The sequence below is a fragment of the Niveispirillum sp. FG148 genome (assembly GCF_057809655.1).
Genome location: NZ_JBMDKJ010000025.1, coordinates 1 through 17770, shown reverse-complemented (window position 1 = coordinate 17770; position 17770 = coordinate 1). Strand labels below are relative to the sequence as shown.

At 67.5% G+C, this 17770-nt stretch carries 16 protein-coding genes and 1 tRNA gene; 10 read left to right on the top strand and 7 right to left on the bottom strand.

The window, feature by feature from the left end:
- Positions 1-3 precede the first annotated feature (3 nt).
- Positions 4-1401, bottom strand: coding sequence for a hypothetical protein (locus ACODTW_RS21315; RefSeq protein WP_488948098.1), 1398 nt, complete (start codon positions 1399-1401; stop codon positions 4-6).
- 287 nt (positions 1402-1688) lie between these two features.
- On the opposite strand from ACODTW_RS21315, the gene ACODTW_RS21310 reads away from it, so the two are divergent.
- The 6 genes from ACODTW_RS21310 to ACODTW_RS21285 all read left to right on the top strand — a co-directional run bounded on the left by ACODTW_RS21310 (position 1689) and on the right by ACODTW_RS21285 (position 8287).
- Complete coding sequence (locus tag ACODTW_RS21310; RefSeq protein WP_488948097.1) at positions 1689-2723, top strand: glycoside hydrolase family 3 N-terminal domain-containing protein; 1035 nt, start codon at positions 1689-1691, stop codon at positions 2721-2723.
- A gap of 220 nt (positions 2724-2943) precedes the next feature.
- Positions 2944-4602 (top strand): ABC transporter substrate-binding protein, encoded by a 1659-nt coding sequence (locus tag ACODTW_RS21305; RefSeq protein WP_488948096.1) that lies wholly within the window; start codon positions 2944-2946, stop codon positions 4600-4602.
- 103 nt (positions 4603-4705) lie between these two features.
- Entirely contained in the window at positions 4706-5683 is a 978-nt protein-coding gene (locus ACODTW_RS21300) for an ABC transporter permease (protein WP_488948095.1), read from the top strand.
- A 2-nt stretch (positions 5684-5685) separates the two neighbouring features.
- A complete protein-coding gene (locus ACODTW_RS21295) occupies positions 5686-6582 on the top strand; it encodes an ABC transporter permease (RefSeq protein WP_488948094.1) in 897 nt (298 codons plus the stop codon).
- A complete protein-coding gene (locus ACODTW_RS21290; RefSeq protein WP_488948093.1) occupies positions 6579-7394 on the top strand; it encodes an ABC transporter ATP-binding protein in 816 nt (271 codons plus the stop codon). The genes ACODTW_RS21295 and ACODTW_RS21290 overlap by 4 nt, the downstream gene beginning before the upstream one ends.
- Positions 7391-8287, top strand: coding sequence for an ABC transporter ATP-binding protein (locus ACODTW_RS21285; RefSeq protein WP_488948092.1), 897 nt, complete (start codon positions 7391-7393; stop codon positions 8285-8287). The genes ACODTW_RS21290 and ACODTW_RS21285 overlap by 4 nt, the downstream gene beginning before the upstream one ends.
- 36 nt (positions 8288-8323) lie before the next feature.
- On the opposite strand, the gene ACODTW_RS21280 is transcribed toward ACODTW_RS21285, so the two are convergent.
- Entirely contained in the window at positions 8324-8779 is a 456-nt protein-coding gene (locus tag ACODTW_RS21280) for a GNAT family N-acetyltransferase (protein ID WP_488948091.1), read from the bottom strand.
- A 105-nt stretch (positions 8780-8884) separates the two neighbouring features.
- On the opposite strand from ACODTW_RS21280, the gene ACODTW_RS21275 reads away from it, so the two are divergent.
- From ACODTW_RS21275 to nagA, 3 genes are read left to right on the top strand one after another with little or no spacing between them, the layout of a single operon-like run.
- Entirely contained in the window at positions 8885-9772 is an 888-nt protein-coding gene (locus ACODTW_RS21275; protein ID WP_488948090.1) for a glucosamine kinase nucleotide-binding domain-containing protein, read from the top strand.
- Positions 9769-10806: an SIS domain-containing protein gene (locus ACODTW_RS21270; protein ID WP_488948089.1), complete on the top strand. Its 1038-nt coding sequence runs from the start codon at positions 9769-9771 to the stop codon at positions 10804-10806. The genes ACODTW_RS21275 and ACODTW_RS21270 overlap by 4 nt, the downstream gene beginning before the upstream one ends.
- 22 nt (positions 10807-10828) lie before the next feature.
- On the top strand, positions 10829-12013 hold the full coding sequence (gene nagA, locus ACODTW_RS21265; RefSeq protein WP_488948088.1) for an N-acetylglucosamine-6-phosphate deacetylase: 1185 nt from the start codon (positions 10829-10831) through the stop codon (positions 12011-12013).
- On the opposite strand, the gene ACODTW_RS21260 is transcribed toward nagA, so the two are convergent.
- The 5 genes from ACODTW_RS21260 to trxA all read right to left on the bottom strand — a co-directional run bounded on the left by ACODTW_RS21260 (position 11982) and on the right by trxA (position 17350).
- Complete coding sequence (locus ACODTW_RS21260) at positions 11982-14963, bottom strand: ATP-binding protein (protein ID WP_488948087.1); 2982 nt, start codon at positions 14961-14963, stop codon at positions 11982-11984. The two genes, nagA and ACODTW_RS21260, sit on opposite strands and share 32 nt — an antisense overlap.
- Positions 14964-15118: 155 nt before the next feature.
- Positions 15119-15505 (bottom strand): gamma-butyrobetaine hydroxylase family protein, encoded by a 387-nt coding sequence (locus ACODTW_RS21255; RefSeq protein ID WP_488948086.1) that lies wholly within the window; start codon positions 15503-15505, stop codon positions 15119-15121.
- 1 nt (position 15506) lies between these two features.
- The gene (locus ACODTW_RS21250) at positions 15507-15728 is read right to left on the bottom strand and encodes a Trm112 family protein (protein WP_488948085.1); all 222 of its coding nucleotides are present in this window, start codon (positions 15726-15728) and stop codon (positions 15507-15509) included.
- Positions 15729-15764: 36 nt separating this feature from the next.
- A complete protein-coding gene (locus ACODTW_RS21245) occupies positions 15765-16430 on the bottom strand; it encodes an LON peptidase substrate-binding domain-containing protein (RefSeq protein ID WP_488948084.1) in 666 nt (221 codons plus the stop codon).
- Entirely contained in the window at positions 16427-17350 is a 924-nt protein-coding gene (gene trxA, locus ACODTW_RS21240) for a thioredoxin (RefSeq protein ID WP_488948083.1), read from the bottom strand. Before trxA ends, ACODTW_RS21245 begins: the two co-directional genes overlap by 4 nt.
- A 247-nt stretch (positions 17351-17597) precedes the next feature.
- Here trxA and ACODTW_RS21235 point away from each other — a divergent pair.
- A tRNA-Gly gene (locus ACODTW_RS21235) sits at positions 17598-17672 on the top strand.
- The last annotated feature ends 98 nt before the right edge of the window (positions 17673-17770 follow it).

Below are 17770 nucleotides of genomic sequence, written 5' to 3'. Positions count from 1 at the left end.
CCCCTAAATCCGGCCGGCGCGGCGCAACTGCTGTTTCAATTCGGTCAGGGCTGCCGTCAGGCTTTCGCGCTCACCCATCGGTTCCGGGCAATGGCGCAGGACATATTCGGCTGTGCGCACGACATCCCGCCAGCGCGGGTTGCGGGGCAGCGTCTCCACCAGCAGATATTTGTCCAGCGTACGGGTCTGCAGGGAACTGCGATCCATATAGACGCGCCAGAGCCCGCTTTCCTCCGCCAGCTCGATCTTTCCCTTGCGCCTTGCCTTCTGCCAGTAATCCAGGGCCGCCGACATGACTTCCACGATGGACCGGCGAAAGGTCTCATCACCGTCCAGGTCGCTGGCAGGATCTATCACCGTGGCATCGGCGACGGCATCGGCCGCCTCCCCATTCTCCTCCGGATGGGCATCTTCCACCGCTGCCACCGGCGCCATGACGGGCGGCGGGGCGGATACGGGCACAGAAGCGGGCGACGACGGGGGCATCGCCGGGGCCGTCCGCGCCGGCTTCCGCCATCCCGCGGCCAATGGCCAGAACAGCGCGGCCAGACTGGCGGCCAGCGACACCCACCAGGTCCAAGGCGCCCAGCCGGCCAGCCGGCCACGATCCACCATCAGCCGCACCTGCCATCCGGTCGTCCCCGGCGTGACCAGCGGCCCCTCGCTTTCGGCGCTGGGTCCCGCCTCCCCCATCAGCGGCTGGCCGTCATCATCCAGCATCTGGAAACGCAGGCCCGGCCGCTGCAGGGCGCGGAATCGCTGTTCGACGGTGGAAAGCGGCATGCGGAAGGCCACCATGCCTTCCACCGATCCGTGCCGCACGATGGGCCGGCCGAACAGGATCGCCGCCCCATCATCGAACCGGCGCGGCGGGGTGATGACCAGCACGTCCTGCGGATCGTCGGCCTTGGGCACGCGCGCCATCACCTCCCGGTAAAGCTCGGCCAGCGGGCTGCCCCGGTTCTTCTGGTCCGACAGGTCCATGCCGAAGCTGCGATCCTTGCGCAATGTATAGAGTACGCGTCCGAACCGGTCGGCCAGAAACAGGTCGTCGAACACGGTCGACCCGATCAGCCCGACAAAGGAATTGTGGAACCGTTCATGCACGGCGTCATAGGCGGCCAGTGCCGGCGGCAGATCGGTGGGTTGACCCTTGCCCTGACCATAGGTGGAGCGCAACAGGGCGGATGCGCGTTCCGGATCGGGGGAGATTTGCGCGAAGGCGGGGGCGAAGCCGTAGTAGCGACCGATGGAATAGCCGATGAAACTGGTGCTGGCGAAGGCCGCACTCTGACTGCTGGCGAAGGCGGCCAGCCCCTTCAGGTCATGTTCGACCGCCGTCCGCGAATCCTCAACCTGGATCGAAACCTTGTCAGCAATGGTATGGGACCAGAGGAACAAGACGAATACCAGGACCCCGACGAGCGGAAGCTGGCTTCGCAATGCCCCAAACAGGTTCCGAACTTTCCCTATGGTCACCCGCACCCTCCCGAATGACCGCACTGCGGCATGATTATTTTAATTTTGACGGTTTTGACGTCTTTTTTACTGCGGCCGGCAACGCGATCCGGCCGTGAGCATAATGGTAATTTCGTTGTTCCGTAAAGGGACGCTTGCGCGCGTCCGGCCCATGTCGCACCCAACCGAGACCGGTTTGCCACACCAGTCCTGCGAGGGAGAGGCCGCCCATGTCCCGATCCACTTCATCCGCCCGCCAGCCACTGGCCGTGATCTTCGGTGCGCCCGGCCCGGAACTGACCGCCGATCAGAAGGCCTTCTACCGCGATGCCGATCCGCTGGGCCTGATCCTGTTCAAGCGGAACTGCGAGACGCCGGATCAGGTCCGCCGCATCTGTGGTGATTTCCGCGATGCCGTGGGCCGCGCCGACGCCCCGATCCTGATCGATTTCGAAGGCGGGGAACATCAGCGCATGGACCCGCCCGTCTGGCCCGCCTTCCCGGCGCCTGCGGAAATCGGCCGGCTATATGCCCGCGATCCGCTGGCGGGGCTGACGGCGGCGCGCCTGGATGGCCTGGCCATCGGGTCGCTGCTGCGCGAGCACGGGATCAGCGTGGATTGCGCGCCCTTGCTGGACGTGCCGGTGGGCGGGGCCGACCCCGTCATCGGCGACCGCGCCTTTGCCGGCGATCCCGACAGCGTGACCGTCCTGGCCGGTGCCTTCATCCAGGGCATGCTGGACAGCGGCACGCTGCCCATCGTCAAGCATATCCCCGGCCACGGCCGGGCCACGGCCGACAGCCACAAGGAACGGCCCGTCGTCGCGACGGGCCTGGACGAGCTGGATGCCACAGATTTTCTGCCCTTCCGCCGCCTGAACCGGTCGCCCTGGGCCATGGTGGCGCATGTCGTCTTTTCCGCCGTGGATGGGGACCATCCGGCCTCGATCTCTCCCACGGTGGTCCGTGAGGTCCTGCGCCGCCGCATTGGCTTTGACGGCGTGCTGATCTCCGACTGCATCTACATGGAAAGCCTGGCCGGCAGCCTGGCCGAACGCGCGGCGTCCGTGCAGGCGGCCGGCGTGGATATCGTCCTGTCCAGTCATGGCGATGTCGATGAATGGATGCCCATCGCCGCCGCCGTGAAGCCGCTGAGCCCGGGCAGTGCCGCCCGCATCGCCGCCGCCAACGCGACCCTACCCACGCCGCCGACGGGCGACAGTGCCGCAGCGCTCGCGGAACTGCGCCGGCTTCTGGACGCATAACAGGCTGAAAACGACGGAGATGGCCGGGTGCGCTGACGAAAGTGACGAAGTTGGGACTGGCAGGCCGGCCCGGCGCTTGCCATCCTGATCCCATAAAAGAAAGGGCGGCCGGTCACCGGAACCAGCCCGATGAACAGGGATAATGATTGTGATGGGACAGGGTGAGATGCAGGGAATTGCACCCCCACGTCGTTTGATCGGCCGCCTTCTGAGCGGGGTGATGACGGCGCTGATGGTTGGGCCGGGTGCCATGGCGCAGACCGCGCCCGCCGGTGCCCCGCCGGCAACGCTGACCGTGGTGGCCAGCCTGTCAACGGGCTGGGTGCGCAATTTCAACCCGTTCAATGAGACGACGCGACTGGCCAGCGTGCGCGAATTCGTGTTCGAGCCGCTGATCGTCTTCAACGCCCTGCAGGGGGGCCGGCCGCATTATCGGCTGGCGACCGAATATGATTTCTCCAGCGATCTGCGCCGCCTGACCTTCAAGCTGCGCGACGGGGTGAAATGGTCGGACGGTCATGCTTTCAGCGCCAAGGATGTCGTCTTCACGTTTGAACTGATGAAGAAGCATCGGGCGCTGGACACGCTGGACATCTGGAAGCGCATTTCCGCCGTGGAGGCGCCGGACGCCCATACGGTCATCTTCACGCTGGCCCAGGTGAACACCAACATGGCGTTCGAACTGGTCCGCGTGCCCATCGTGCCCGAACATGTCTGGTCCAAGGTGGCGGACCCCGTCACCTTTACCAACGACAACCCCGTCGGCACCGGCCCGATGACGGAGGTGAAGCGTTTCACCAGCCAGATCTATGTCCAGTGCCGCAACCCCAACTATTGGGATGCGACCAGCCTGAAGGTCGATTGCATGTCGTTCCCGCAGATCGGGAACAATGAACAGTTGCTGACGGCGGCGGCCAGCGGTGGGGTGGACTGGTTCGGCGCCTTCCTGCCGGATATCGAGCGCACCTATGTCGCCACCGATCCGGCCCATCACAAATACTGGTTCCCGCCCGGCGGCACGGTCGCCATCGACATCAATCTGGACAGCCCGGCGCGCGGCAACCGCGCCGCCTTCCGTTCACTTTCCTTCCGCCGGGCCGTGTCCATGGCCGTGGACCGCCGCGCCATCGTCGACATTGCCGGCTACGGCTATCCCGTCGTCAATGAATATGCCAGCGGCATCGGCCGCGCCTATGCCGACTGGGTCGATGCGACGGTGGAGAAGAATTACGGCCGCTTCGCCAAGTTCGACAAAGACGGGGCCCGCGCCCTGCTGGCCGAGGCGGGGTTCCGCGACAAGGATGGCGACGGCTATATCGACAATCCCGACGGCTCCCCCATCCGCTTCACCATCCTGGCACCCAATGGCTGGACCGACTGGGTGAATACGGTGCAGTTGGTGGCCGAGGGATTGAGCGCCATCGGCATCGATGCGCGCGTGTCGACGCCGGAGCCGGCGGCCTGGACCGCCAAGCTGATCAGCGGCGATTACGACATGGCCATCAACGGCCTGTTCAATGGCGAAACGCCCTATCGCAGCTTCGACAGCGGCTTCCACAGCCGCTATTCCGGCAAGACCCGTTTCGCGCCCACCCGCTTCGTCGATCCGGAACTGGACCGCGCGCTGGACAGCTTCATCGCCACCATCGACCCCGCCGAACAGCATCGCGCCATGGACAAGGTGCAGGCCATCATCGCCGCCAACACCCCCTATGTGCCGCTGTTCAGCAATCCGGTCTGGTACGAATATAATTCCAAGCGTTTCAAGGGCTGGTTCAACGCCGACAATCCCGGCGGCCGTCCCGACGTGTTTGACGGCACGCCGGAACGGTTGCTGCACCTGCTGGCGCTTGAACCTGTGCGCGCCGCCCCGCCCTAAGACGGTCGGCACCGCACCTGATTTCCCGATCCGTCTTTCCGCCGATCCCCGGCCTCCGGGGCTCGAATGCCCCTTCCTTGCCTTGTTCAGGGGGATTGTACCGATGGCGTTCCTGTTGCGAAGGGTCGCGTTCTACATCGCCGCCTTCCTGGTGGCCGCGTCCTTCAACTTCATGCTGCCCCGGCTGATGCCGGGCAACCCGGTGGACGTGATGTTCGCCCAGGCCGGCACGGCGCTGCCCCCGGAAAGCCTGGAGGCGCTGAAGGCGACCTTCGGCTTCCTGGATGCGCCGCTGCCTGTGCAGTATCTGCGCTATCTGGGATCGGTCTTCACCTGGGACCTGGGCCTGTCGGTGAAGTTCCACCCGTTGAGCGTGAACGAAGTGCTGCTGCGCGCCCTGCCCTGGACGCTGCTGCTGGTGGTCTTCTCCTCCCTGCTGGCCTTCACGGTCGGCACGCTGGGCGGCATCCATGCCGCCTGGCGCCGGGGCGGGCGGTTCGACAGCGTGGGCGCCCCCGGTGCGGTGATGCTGCAGGCCGTGCCGCCGCTGGTCACCTCTCTGCTGGCCCTGGCCCTGTTCGCGGTGCAGCTTCGCTGGCTGCCCACGGGATACGCCTGGTTCCCGCTGCTGGACCCCGGCTGGACCTGGGAATTCACCGGGTCCGTCATTTCCCATGCCGTGCTGCCCGTGGGCACCCTGGCGCTGGCCCAGGTCGGCGGCTACCTGATCACCATGCGCAACAGCATGATCAACCTGCTGGGCGAGGATTACATCACGCTGGGCACGGCCAAGGGGCTGGACGACCGGCGCCTGCGCCTGGCCTATGCCGCCCGCAACGCCATGCTGCCCACAGTGACCAGCTTCGCCATGACCCTGGGTTCTGTCTTCGGCGGCGCCCTGGTGACGGAGGTGGTCTTCAACTATCCGGGCCTGGGCTACACGCTCTACCAGGGCATCACGGCGCGCGACTACCCGCTGATCCAGGGGCAGTTGATGTTGATGACCTGCGCCATGCTGGCCGCCAATTTCGCGGCCGACCTGATCTGCCTGGCCCTTGATCCCCGTCTGCGGAGGGCATGACCATGGCCCGTTTCTGGACCACCCTGATCACCAATCCCAAGGCCGCCTTCGGCGCCGTCATCGTCGCCCTGTTCCTGGCGCTGGGCGCGCTGGCCCCGCTGATCGCACCGGCCAAGGTCAATGAACGCGTGGGCCGCCCGCATCAGGCCCCCAGCGCCGAACATGTGCTGGGCACCACCCGCATGGGCCGCGATGTGTTGAGCCAGACGCTGCACGGCACGCGCATGTCGCTGGCCGTGGGCTTTGGCGCCGGGCTGGTGGTCACCATCATCGGTGTCGGCGTCGGCGTCACTGCCGGCTATTTCGGCGGCAAGGTGGATGAAGGCCTGAACCTGCTGACCAACATCGTACTGGTCATCCCCAACCTGCCCTTGATGCTGGTCCTGGCCGCCTTCATCGGTCAGGCGGGGCCCCTGGTCATCGCCGGCATCATCGGCTGCACGGCCTGGGGCTGGGGGGCGCGGGTGGTGCGGGCCCAGACCCTGTCCCTGCGCGAACGCGACTATGTGAAGGCGGCCGAACTGATCGGGGAGCCGTCCTGGCGCATCATCGCCGTGGAACTGCTGCCCAACCTGACCAGCATCATCGGCTTCAACTTCATCGGCAGCGTGCTGTACGCCGTGGTGACGGAGGCGACGCTGGAATATCTGGGGCTGGGCGACCCCTTGTCGGTCAGCTGGGGCGTGCTGCTCTACCATGCGCAGACCACATCGGCCCTGCAGGTGGGGGCGTGGTGGGAGATCGCGGCCCCGTGCGTGGCGCTGATCCTGTTCGGCAGCGCCCTGTCGCTGGTGAATTTCGCCCTGGATGAGATTGCCAATCCCCGCCTGCGCACCCTGCGCATTCCGAAAAAGGTGCTGGCGGCGGCGCTTGGCGGCCGGACGGGAGGTGCGGCATGACCGCCCTGCTGCAAGTGCGCGACCTGTGTGTCGATTACGCATCGGGCGACCGGCTGGTCCGCGCCGTGAACAAGGTCAGCTTCGATGTCGCCCCCGGTGAGGTGCTGGGCCTGGCTGGGGAAAGCGGATCGGGCAAAAGCACGGTCGCCTTCGCCGTCGCCCGCCTGCACCGGCCGCCGGCCTTCATCACGGGCGGATCGGTGCATTTGGACGGGGTGGATGTGCTTGGGCTGAAGGGTGACAAGCTGCGGTCCTGGCGCTGGCGCGACCTGTCGCTGGTCCTGCAAAGCGCGATGAACGCCCTGAACCCGCTGCTGACGGTGGAGGCGCAGTTTGCCGACTTGTTCCGCACCCATGGCATCCGCAACAAGGCGGAAATCCGCGACCGCAGCGAAGCGCAGCTGAAGCTGGTGGGCATCCAGGCCGACCGTCTGCGCGATTACCCGCATCAGTTCAGCGGCGGCATGCGTCAGCGCCTGGTCATCGCCATGGCGCTGGCCCTGCGGCCCAAGCTGGTGATCATGGATGAGCCGACGACGGCGCTCGACGTGGTGGTGCAGCGGGAAATCCTGGAGGAAGTGGCGGAACTGAAGGCCCGCTTCGGCTTCGCCATCCTGTTCATCACCCATGATCTGGCCTTGATGAGCCAGTTCTGCGACCGCGTCGGCATCATGCTGAAGGGCGAGCTGGTGGAAATGGGGCCGCCGGGGGCGATGGGCGCCAACCCGGCCCATCCCTATACCGCCCGGCTGTGGGACAGCATCCCCGCCCTGCATCCAAAATCCACCCCAAGCGCGGAGGTGCCGCGATGACGACCGTTCTGGCGGTGCGCGACCTGTGCATGGATTTCCCCGGCGCCCGTTTCCGCGCCCTGGACCATGTCAGCTTCTCCCTGTCGGCCGGCAGCGCCCTGGCCCTGGTCGGGGAAAGCGGATCGGGCAAAAGCACCTGCGCCAAGCTGTTGACCCATGTCCTGCAGCCCACATCCGGGCAGATCCTGTTCGACGGCCGCGACGTGACGCGGCTGCGGGGCCGGGACGCCCTGCTGGATTACCGCCGCGCGGTGCAGATGGTGTTCCAGGACCCTTTCGCGGCCCTGAACCCCGCCCATGATGTGGAACATCACCTGACCCGGCCGCTGGCCCTGCACCGGCCGGACCTGTCGCGGGCCGCCCGGCGCGATGCCGTGGCCGACCTGTTGAACAAGGTGGAACTGGACCCGGACGTCACCATGGCCAAATTCCCGCACGAACTGTCGGGCGGGCAGCGTCAGCGGGTGAATCTGGCCCGCGCCCTGGCCGTGGGCCCGCGCATCGTCATTGCCGATGAACCAACCTCCATGCTGGACGTGTCCATCCGCAAGGGGGTGCTGGACAGTTTCCGCCGGCTGAAGGCCGAACAGGGCATTGCCCTGCTTTACATCACCCATGACATCGCCACGGCGCGCAGCGTGGCCGAACACACGGCAGTCCTCTATCGCGGCCGCATCGTGGAGATGGGGCCGACTGCCGCCGTCATCGACAATCCGCAGCATCCCTATACAAGGCTGCTGCTGGCCGCCGTGCCGGAACTGGACCGGCCGCTGGGCGGCGCCCATCGCATCGGGTTGGAAGCCGCACGGGTGCGCGAACTGTCGCTGTCGCCGGGCGATCTGGAACCGGTCGGCCCCGGCCATCTGGCCCGGCGCATCGCGCAGGCGGCGTGAGGGGCACAGGGCATGCGCAAGATCAATCGCCCGCCCTCAACCCGCGGGCAGCAGCCCCCGGTACAGGCCCGGCTCCGACCCTGGAATGGGTTCGGCCCCACAGGCGGCGCGGTAGAATTCAACCGGCCCCGCCCCGCCAATGACGGCATAGGCATAGCCGGCATGGCGCAGGGACCAGAGGGCGGACAGCAACAGGGCCTTGCCCACGCCCCGGCCCCTGGCCGCCTCGTCCACACCGGTGGGACCGAACAGGCCCTTGGCCGTCACATCCCAGCAGGCGAAGCCCAGGATGCGCCGGTCCTCCACCGCGATCTGGCAGCGCACGGGACAGGTGCCGAAGGCCCCGGCCACTTCGCCGCGCCAGCCCCGGCCGAATCGGGCTTCCACCCAGTCCAGCAGCGGCTCCCGCTCCGGGGCCAGGGCGGGACGGATGGTGATGCCGGGCAGCGGCGGAATGGTGGGCAGGTCGTAGAGCTTGACGAGCAAATCCATGGCGAGATCCGTGAAAGGGTCCGCCAGAAAGAGACATCAACCGCCCCCTTCCGGCAAGGCCCGCACAGGGGGAACTGGTACAGCGGCGGACGGATCGACGGGATCATGAGCTATTTCATCGGGATCGACGGGGGTGGCACCCGCTGCCGCGCCCGGCTGCGCGGGCCGCACGGATCGCTGCTGGGTGAAGGGCTGGGCGGGCCGGCCAATATCCGCCTGGGCCTGGACCAGGCCTGGGACAGCATCCTGGCCGCCATCGACGCGGCCTTGGGCCAGGCGGGGCTGGACCGAACGGCCCTGCCGGCATCCGCCATCGGCCTGGGTCTGGCGGGGATCACCCACGCCGCCGATGCGGCATCCATGATCGCGGCCGCCCCCGTCCGCTTCCGCGCCATCGCGGCGGAAAGCGACGGCTATACCGCCTGCCTTGGCGCCTTTGCCGGAGGTGATGGCGGCATCCTGATCGCCGGCACGGGCAGTGCCGCCTATCTGCTGGTGGGCGGTCGCGGCCAGGGTCTGGGCGGCTGGGGGTTCGAAGTATCGGACGAAGGCAGCGGCGCCTGGATCGGGCGGGAAGCCATCCGGAGCGCGCTCCACGCCCATGACGGCATCGGCCCGCGCACGGCGCTCACCTCCCAGATCCTGGAACGGCTGGGCGGCAGCCCCAGTGACATCGTCGCCTGGGTGGGCGGCGCCCGACCCGGCGATTATGGCAGCTTCTGCCCCACCGTGCTGCGCGCGGCAGAGGCCGGTGACGTGGTAGGGCTGGATATCCGCCGCCGTGCCGCCGATGCCCTGGCCCGCTATGTCCGGCGCATGGCCGCACTGGGCGCGCCGGCCATCTGTTTTCTGGGCGGGCTGTCGGGCCCGCTGTCCCCGCATCTGCCCGCCGACGCAGCGGGCCTGCTCACCACGCCCCGGGGTGACGCGCTGGAAGGCGGCATCCTGCTGGCCCGCCGCGCCCTGGCCCCGTTTGAAGGAACCCTCGCATGACCGCCCTTCCGCTTGATACCGCCATGGCGCGGGAAGCCGCCGAAACCCCCGATGCCGCCCGCCGGCAGCTGGAACGCACGGCCGATGCCTTCGCCGCCCTGGGCCGGCATCTGCGCGACCGCGACGTGCCCCTGGTCGTCACCTGCGCGCGGGGCAGCAGCGACCATGCCGCCACCTATGGCAAATACCTGATCGAAACCCATCTGGGCGTGCCCGTGGCCTCTGTCGGGCCGTCGGTCGTGTCGCTGTACAACACGCCGCTGCACGTCAAGGGCGCCCTGTTCATCGCCGTCAGCCAGTCCGGCCGCAGCCCCGACCTGCTGCGCCTGACCGAGCAGGCGCGGCGGGAGGGAGCCATCACGGTGGCCTTCGTCAATGATGAGACATCGCCGCTGTTCCAGGCGGTGGAGTTCCCTATCCCGCTCTGCGCCGGGCCGGAACTGTCGGTGGCGGCAACCAAGAGCTACTTGACCTCCGCGCTCGCCTTCCTGCAACTGGTGGCTGCATGGCGCGACGATGCCAATCTGCGCGCCATGGCGGCGGCCGCACCCGACTGGCTGGCGCGCGCCTGTGCGCTGGACTGGTATCCCGCCCTGCGCACCCTGGTGTCGGCCCGCGGCCTTTATGTGATCGCACGCGGCATCGGCAGCGGGGCCGCGATGGAGATGGCCCTGAAATGCAAGGAAACCAGCCGGTTGCATGCCGAAGCCTTCAGTGCGGCGGAAGTCATCCATGGCCCCCTGGCCCTGGTCGGCCCGGACTTCCCCGTGCTGGCGGTGACGCAGCCCGATGCGACGCTGGAACCGACGCGCGCCGCCATTGCCCGCATGGTATCGCTGGGTGGGCCGGTCCTGTCCACCGATGCCACCATCCCCGGCACCATCGCCCTGCCCAGCCTGGCCGGACAGCCACCGGAGCTGGCGCCGCTGACGGCCGTGGAAAGCTTCTATCTGGCCATCCACCGCATCGCCCGCGACCGGGGCCTGGACCCGGACGTACCGCCCAATCTGCGCAAGGTCACAGAGACCCTCTGATCCCGGCGAAGGACCGATACCGATGCAAACCCTGCTGACCGGCGCCCGGATCTTCACCGGCGATGACTTCCTGGACGGCCATGCCCTGCTGCTGGAGGACGGCCATATCCGGGCCGTGATGCCGGAAGGGGCAGCACCGGCGGGGGTGGCCCGCCGGTCGCTGCCGCCGGACGGTCTGCTGGCCCCCGGTTTCATCGATACTCAGGTGAATGGCGGCGGCGGCGTACTGTTCAATGACAGTCCGACGGTGGCAGGGGCCCTGGCCATCGCCGCCGCCCATCGCCGCTTCGGCACCACCAGCCTGCTGCCCACCATCATCACCGATGATATGGACTGCATGATCCAGGGCGCGGAAGCCGCGGCAATGGCGGCACAGCTGCCGGGCAGCGGCGTGCTGGGGGTGCATCTGGAGGGGCCCTTCCTGGCCCCCACCCGCCGCGGGGTGCATGATGCGCGCTTCATCCGCACCCCGACCGCCGCCGATCTGGACTGGCTATGCACATTGCCGGCGCTGTTCGATCAGCGCGGGCGCGCGGTACTTTCGCTGGCGCCCGAACAGGTGGAAGATGCGGCCATCAGCCGGCTGGCCGCCGCGGGGCTGATCCTGGCCGGTGCCCATTCTGCCGCCGGGCTGGGCCGCACACGCGCGGCCCTGGCGGCGGGCCTGCGCGGTTTCACCCACCTGTTCAACGCCATGCCGCCCATCGCCAACCGGGAACCGGGCATTGCCTTTGCGGCCATGACCGACCCCGACAGCTGGTGCGGCATCATCGTCGACGGGGTGCATGTGCATCCCGATCTTCTGCGGCTGGCGCTGGCCACCAAACCGCGCGGCAAGCTGATGCTGGTCACCGACGCCATGCCGCCCACGGGCACGGACGCGGTCAGCTTCACGCTCTATGGCGCCACCATCCATCGCCGCGACGGGCGTCTGGTCACCGATGACGGCACCCTGGCCGGGGCCGATATCGACATGGGCCAGTCGGTGCGCAACGCGGTCCACCTGCTGGGTGTCGATCTGGCTGAGGCCTTGCGCATGGCAAGCCTGTACCCGGCGGAATTCCTGGGCCTGTCGGAACGTGTCGGTCGTCTGGCCGCGGGCTGCCGTGCCGATCTGGTGCTGCTGGATGCCGATCTGTCGGTGCATGAAGTGTGGGTGGAAGGGACCCCCCACCTCAATCCGCCCGCACATCCTCCGGCAGGGTGATGTCGAAGCGGGTACCCGCCCCCGGCTCGCTGGACAGGTCAATGGTGCCCTGCAAGGGCCCCGTCACCAGATTATGCACGATATGCAGGCCCAAACCCGTGCCGCCACTGTCGCGTTTGGTGGTGAAGAACGGATCGAAGGCGCGGGCCAGGACGGCGGCATCCATGCCGGTACCGTTGTCGGCGATGGACAGGCGGATATGGTTGGCCCCCTCCCGCTGCACATGGATGCGGATTTCCGGCCGCTCCGTACCGTTGAAGCCGTGGACGATGGCGTTCTGCACCAGATTGCTGACCACCTGCGCCAACAGGCCCGGCAATGTCGTGATGTTCAGGCCGGCGGGCCCATCGATACTGATGGCGACCCGCCGCTGCCGCACCATGGGCTCCAGGCTTTTCATCACATCGGCGACATAGGATGTCAGGTCGACGGTGCGCACCGCCTCGCTGCTGCGGTCAGCCGACACCTGCTTGAAGCTGCGCACCAGATCGGCGGCGCGTTCCAGGTTGCCGGTCAGGATGCGGAAACCCTCGTCCAGCTTTTCCAGGAACTGTTCCAGGGCCAGACGCTTCAGCTGCCCGCCCGCGAAGGCCGATGCGATCTCGTCCCGCTCGCTCTGCAAATGCGTAGACATGGTGAAGGCCACACCCAGGGGCGTGTTGATCTCATGCGCGATGCCGGCCACCAGCTGGCCCAGGGAGGCATGCTTTTCCTGCTGCACCAGCCTTGACTGCGTGCTGCGCAGTTCCGACAGGGTGCTGTCCACCTTGGCATAGGCGATGGCGTTTGACAGGGCGATGGCGCCATAGGCGGACAGCGTGCGGAAGATCAGCTTCTCCCGCTCGCCATAGGCATTGTCCTGTTCCGACTGCACCGACATGACGCCCAGCAGCCGGGACCCGACCAGCAGCGGCGACAGCAGCAAGGTCCGCATGAAGCGTGTGCCGGGAATATGCGACGGGGCCATCTGGTCGCTGGCACGCCGCAGGATCAGCATCTCTTCCCGATCGCGCGCGCACCGGGCAGCTAGTGAGACGGGATCGGACAGCAGACGGCTGAATGGCGGCAGCGGCTTGTTCCCCTCCACCCCATAGCGCAGATCCAGCCGTTCCCCCGCATCATCCAGCAGATAGATGGTGAAGGCGTCCACCTCCAGCAGGCTGCCGACATGGCGGTGCAGGACGTGCGACACCGCGTCGGCATCCAGCGTCGCTGTGATCTGCTGGCCGATGCGGCCCAGCAGTTCCAAAGTCTGCGTCGCCTCGTGCAGGGCGGCGGCGCGGGCCGCCTCTGCCTCGGCCAGATTGCGGTGAAACTCCCCCTCGGCCTTCAGCCGCTCCGTCTCGAATCCCGCCTGCATGGCCAGCAGGCGGTCGCTGACCTCCCGGCTGTGGATGACGCCACGCGCCTTGCCGGCCCGTCGCTCCCAATGCAGCGCCTGGGCCAGATCTCCCGTCGCCTCATACGCGTCCGACAGGGCCGCCAGCAGATCGGCAGGTGCGCTGTACCCCTCGATCGACTCGGCCAGTTCCAGGGCGCGGGTCAGCAGATGGATGACCGGGTCGGCCCCGTCATCCGTGCCGTCGGGTGGGGGCAGGTCCGGAAAGCGGCGATGAATATCCGCCAGGGCCCGCAGCACATCGATTTCCCGCCAGCGATCGGAACGGGCACGGACCAGGGCCAGGGCGCGGTCGGCGGCGTCCAGCGCCGCGTCCCGCCGGCCCAGGGCGGCCAGCGCACGGGCGCGGCCGCTCTGCGCCTCCGCCAGCAGGTCAGACTGTTCCAGATCGTCGGCAACCGCCGCCAACTCGTCGAACCAATGCAACCCGGCAGCGGCATTGCCGACATCCATCTCCAGACTGCCCAGATACTGGCAGGCGATGGCGTGATTGCGGGTACGGCCGAACGGGGCCAGCCATTCCAGCGCCTCCAGCAGCAGATGCCGGGCCCTGCCCGTCTGCTGCAATCGGCGCAGCGTGTCGCCCATGCCGCGCAGGCACTGACCCACGGCGGCAGGCCAGCCCGTGCCGCGCGCCAGGCTGTGCGCCCGCTCCCGCCACAGGAACTCGCTGACATAATCATTCAGGTTGGCATAGGCAGCACCGACATTACCGGCCAGCAGCACCGCCAGACGCATCTGCCCGGCCAGTACGGCCTGGTCGCAGCCGCGCTGGTAATGGCGCAGCGCCTTCATGAAATCACCACGGGCGAAGCACAGGCCGCCATGGAAATAGGCAGCGACTGCATCCAGGCCCGGATGTTCCAGCAGCGGCCCCGCCGGCAGCAGCGGCCCGAATTCCGCCTCTGCCGCCACCGCATCGCTGAACAGGGCGTCGCGCGCGATCCAGGCCTGGGCAATCTGCTGGCGCATGCTGTCGCCGGCGCGCAGGTAAAGCGCATGCGCCTTGCGGTGGGCCTGGATGCGCCGCCGCGTCTGGCCCCGGTCCAGGGCCAGCAGCCCCTCCGTCATCAGGGCGTCACCCTCGCCCAGCAGATCGCCGATCTGGCTGAACGTGTGCCGGGCGCTTTCCAGCAGGCCCTCTGCCTGGTCCAGTTCGGCGAACAGGGCCTTGCCCTCCGCCTTGATCAGCAGCAGGCGCGCCGTCAACCGGCGCAGCTCCCGCTCGTTGGCGCCCGTGGCATGCGGCAGCAGGCCCATGGCGTCCGCCACCATCTCCAGCGACAGGCGGGTGTCGCGCTGCCGGTTGTACCAGGCCAGCGTCGTCAGCAGCAGCAGGCGCTGCACGGGATCGCGCACGGTTTCCAGATGCCGTTCGGCGACCAGCACCTGTTCGGCCAGACCATAAAGATCAAGCGGGCCGACCAGCGACGATTCGGGCAGGATGGGGTAATCCGCCTCGGCCAGTTCATCGACCGGGCCGACAGACGCGGCCGGCGGCCGGGCGACCGCCACCTGCTGCTGTTCCGCTTCGACCATTCCGTCCGTCATGGACCGTCCGCACCCGCCCCGGCACCACCGGGATGCCGGTGGGCAATTTCCATCAAATGCTACGCAACTGCGGGGGACAGAGCAAACGGCTTCAAGAGCAGGCGGTGGATTTTAGCGACTTTTTAACTTTTAGACGCCGCACCGGCCTGGGCGGGTCAGCGTGCCATCCCGCGCACGGCCAGTTCGGCCAGATAGGTGGCCCAGATCGCGTCGTGGTCATGGCCCAGCCGGTACAGCAGCGACCAGCTGTAGATGCCGCTGTCATGCCCGTCATCGAAGGTCAGGCGCACAGCATAGTTGCCGACTGGCTCAACCCCGGTGATGGCAACGCCGCTTTTGCCGCCCAGCCATTGCCGCTGTGCCGGCGAATGGCCCTGCACCTCGGCCGACGGGCTTTCCACGCGCAGATATTCGGCCGGCAGGTCGAAGCGGCTGCCATCATCGAAGCTGACGACCAGCAGGCGCTCCGCCCGGTTCAGGCGCAGTTCCGTGGGCCAGTGGCGGGTCCCCTCGGCCTCGCTGACGAAACGTTCCTCGGCCATGTCAGGCGGCGCTGTCCAGTCGGCGTGCCTCATCCACCAGCATGATGGGGATGCCGTCGCGGATGGGATAGGCCAGGCCGGCCTCGTCGGAGATCAGTTCCTGTGCAGCGGCGTCATAACGCAGCGGCCCCTTGGTCAGCGGACAGACCAGAATCTCCAGCAGGCGCGGATCGACGCGGGCGCTGTCGGGCAGGGGGGTATCGGCGGCGGGGGTGTCGGTCATCATGGTTCCTTTGGAGTCGTCTCGATCGTCATCTGTTCAATGGCGCAGGCCACCATCGCCCTCGCCACCGGCCTGATGCACCGCCATTTCCACCAGGGCCAGCAGCAAGGCCGCCCGCGTGTTCAGGTCGGGGCTTTCCAGCAGGGCCTGCTTCTCCGGCGCGTCGAAGGGGCAGATCATGGCCAGCGACGTGACCAGCCGGTCCAGCGGCGCCTGGGCAATGCTGTCCCAGTTGGCGGAGATGCCCTGCTGCCGGAAATAGCCGCGCAGTGCCTGATCCAGCCGTTCCCGATCAAGGCCGCAGGGTGCATCCTCGGCCAGATCGGCGGCGAAGTCCGACCAATCGGCAACAATGCGGCGGTACCCGCGCGTCGTCGCCATTTCCGACCGTATCCTGAACCGGCTGACACCGGTCAGGGTGATCAGGAACCGGCCGTCATCGGTTTCGGTGAAACTGGTGATGCGGCCGGCACAGCCGATATCGAACAAGGGCGGGTTCGGCGCCGCGACCGGATCGCGGGGCTGGATCATGCCGATCAGACGGTTCGTCGCCAGCGCATCCTGCACCATGTTCAGGTAGCGCAGTTCGAAGATGTTCAGCGGCAGCTTGCCCCGCGGCAGCAGCAACACCCCCGTCAGCGGAAAGACGGGGATGGTCTCCGGCAGGTCATCGGTCGAGAGGTCGAACGGGTTCTGGCTCATGAGAAGAGAAGCGAGGAGAGTTTGCGGCGACCCTGGATCACCAGCTTGTCGGTCGGGCCCAGCGCCTCGAACACTTTCAGCAGCTGGGTGCGGGCCGCCTTCTCGTTCCATTCACGGTCGCGACGCACGATCTCCAGCAGCGCTTCCACCGTATCCTCGTTGCGGCCGGCGGCGAACAGGGCCAGGGCGTAATCGTAGCGGGCCTGGTTGTTGGCCGGGTCGGCGTCCACGGCCGCCTTCAGATCATGCAGCGGGCCGGCCTTGGCCGCCTGTTCGGCCAGTTCCATCTGCGACTTGATGGCAGCCAGGTCGGCTGACTTGGCGATGGCGGCCGGCGCGTCGGCCAGCATGCCCTTGGCGGCATCGGTTTCGCCCACGGCCAGCAGGCAGCGGATGACGCCGGCATAGGCGGCGGCATTCTCCGGCTCCTCGGCCAGCACTTCCTGATAGATGCCGGCGGCACCCTGGGCATCGCCTTCATCCAGCGCCTGCTTGGCCTCGGCCAGGATGGCGGCGATGTCCAGCCCGCCCGGCGCGCCGCCGGACAGCTTCACCAGCCGTTCGATGAAGGTCTTGATCTGGCTTTCCGGCAGGGCGCCCTGGAACCCGTCCACGGGGCGGCCCTGGAAGAAGGCATAGACGGTGGGGATCGACTGCACGCGAAGCTGCCCGGCCACGGCCGGATTCTTGTCCGTGTCGATCTTCACAAGCTTCACGGCCCCCTTGGCGGCCGTGACGGCCTTTTCCAGGATGGGGCCCAGCGTCTTGCAGGGGCCGCACCAGGTGGCCCAGAAATCGACGATGACGGGAACGTCGCGCGACGCCTCGATGACGTCGGCCATGAAGCCGGCGTCGCTGCCGTCCTTGATCAGATCGCTGGCGGGCTTGGGGCCGGTGGGGGCGGGCGTGGTCGGGAACATGGGTCTTGTCGTTCCTGGTCGAATAAGGAAGGGGCCACGGGCGGGCGATACCGACCACCCGTGCATGCCGTTATATAGAGCGGCAAGGCCATGGCCGCAAACCTCCCGAGGGCGGCCATGCGCAAGGTGCCGGGGTGCGGGTGCGAAAAAATCCGACAGGCGGGGCAAAAAAGTCCTTGCATGCCCAACTTTGATGGCTATATTCCGCGCTCACCGCCGGGGGGCACCTGGCGGAACTCGGAAATGGGCGGGCGTAGCTCAGGGGTAGAGCACAACCTTGCCAAGGTTGGGGTCGAGGGTTCGAATCCCTTCGCCCGCTCCATCTTCCGAATATAGCCGCCGCAAGGCGGGGCCGAACTGGCAATGCGGGCGTAGCTCAGGGGTAGAGCACAACCTTGCCAAGGTTGGGGTCGAGGGTTC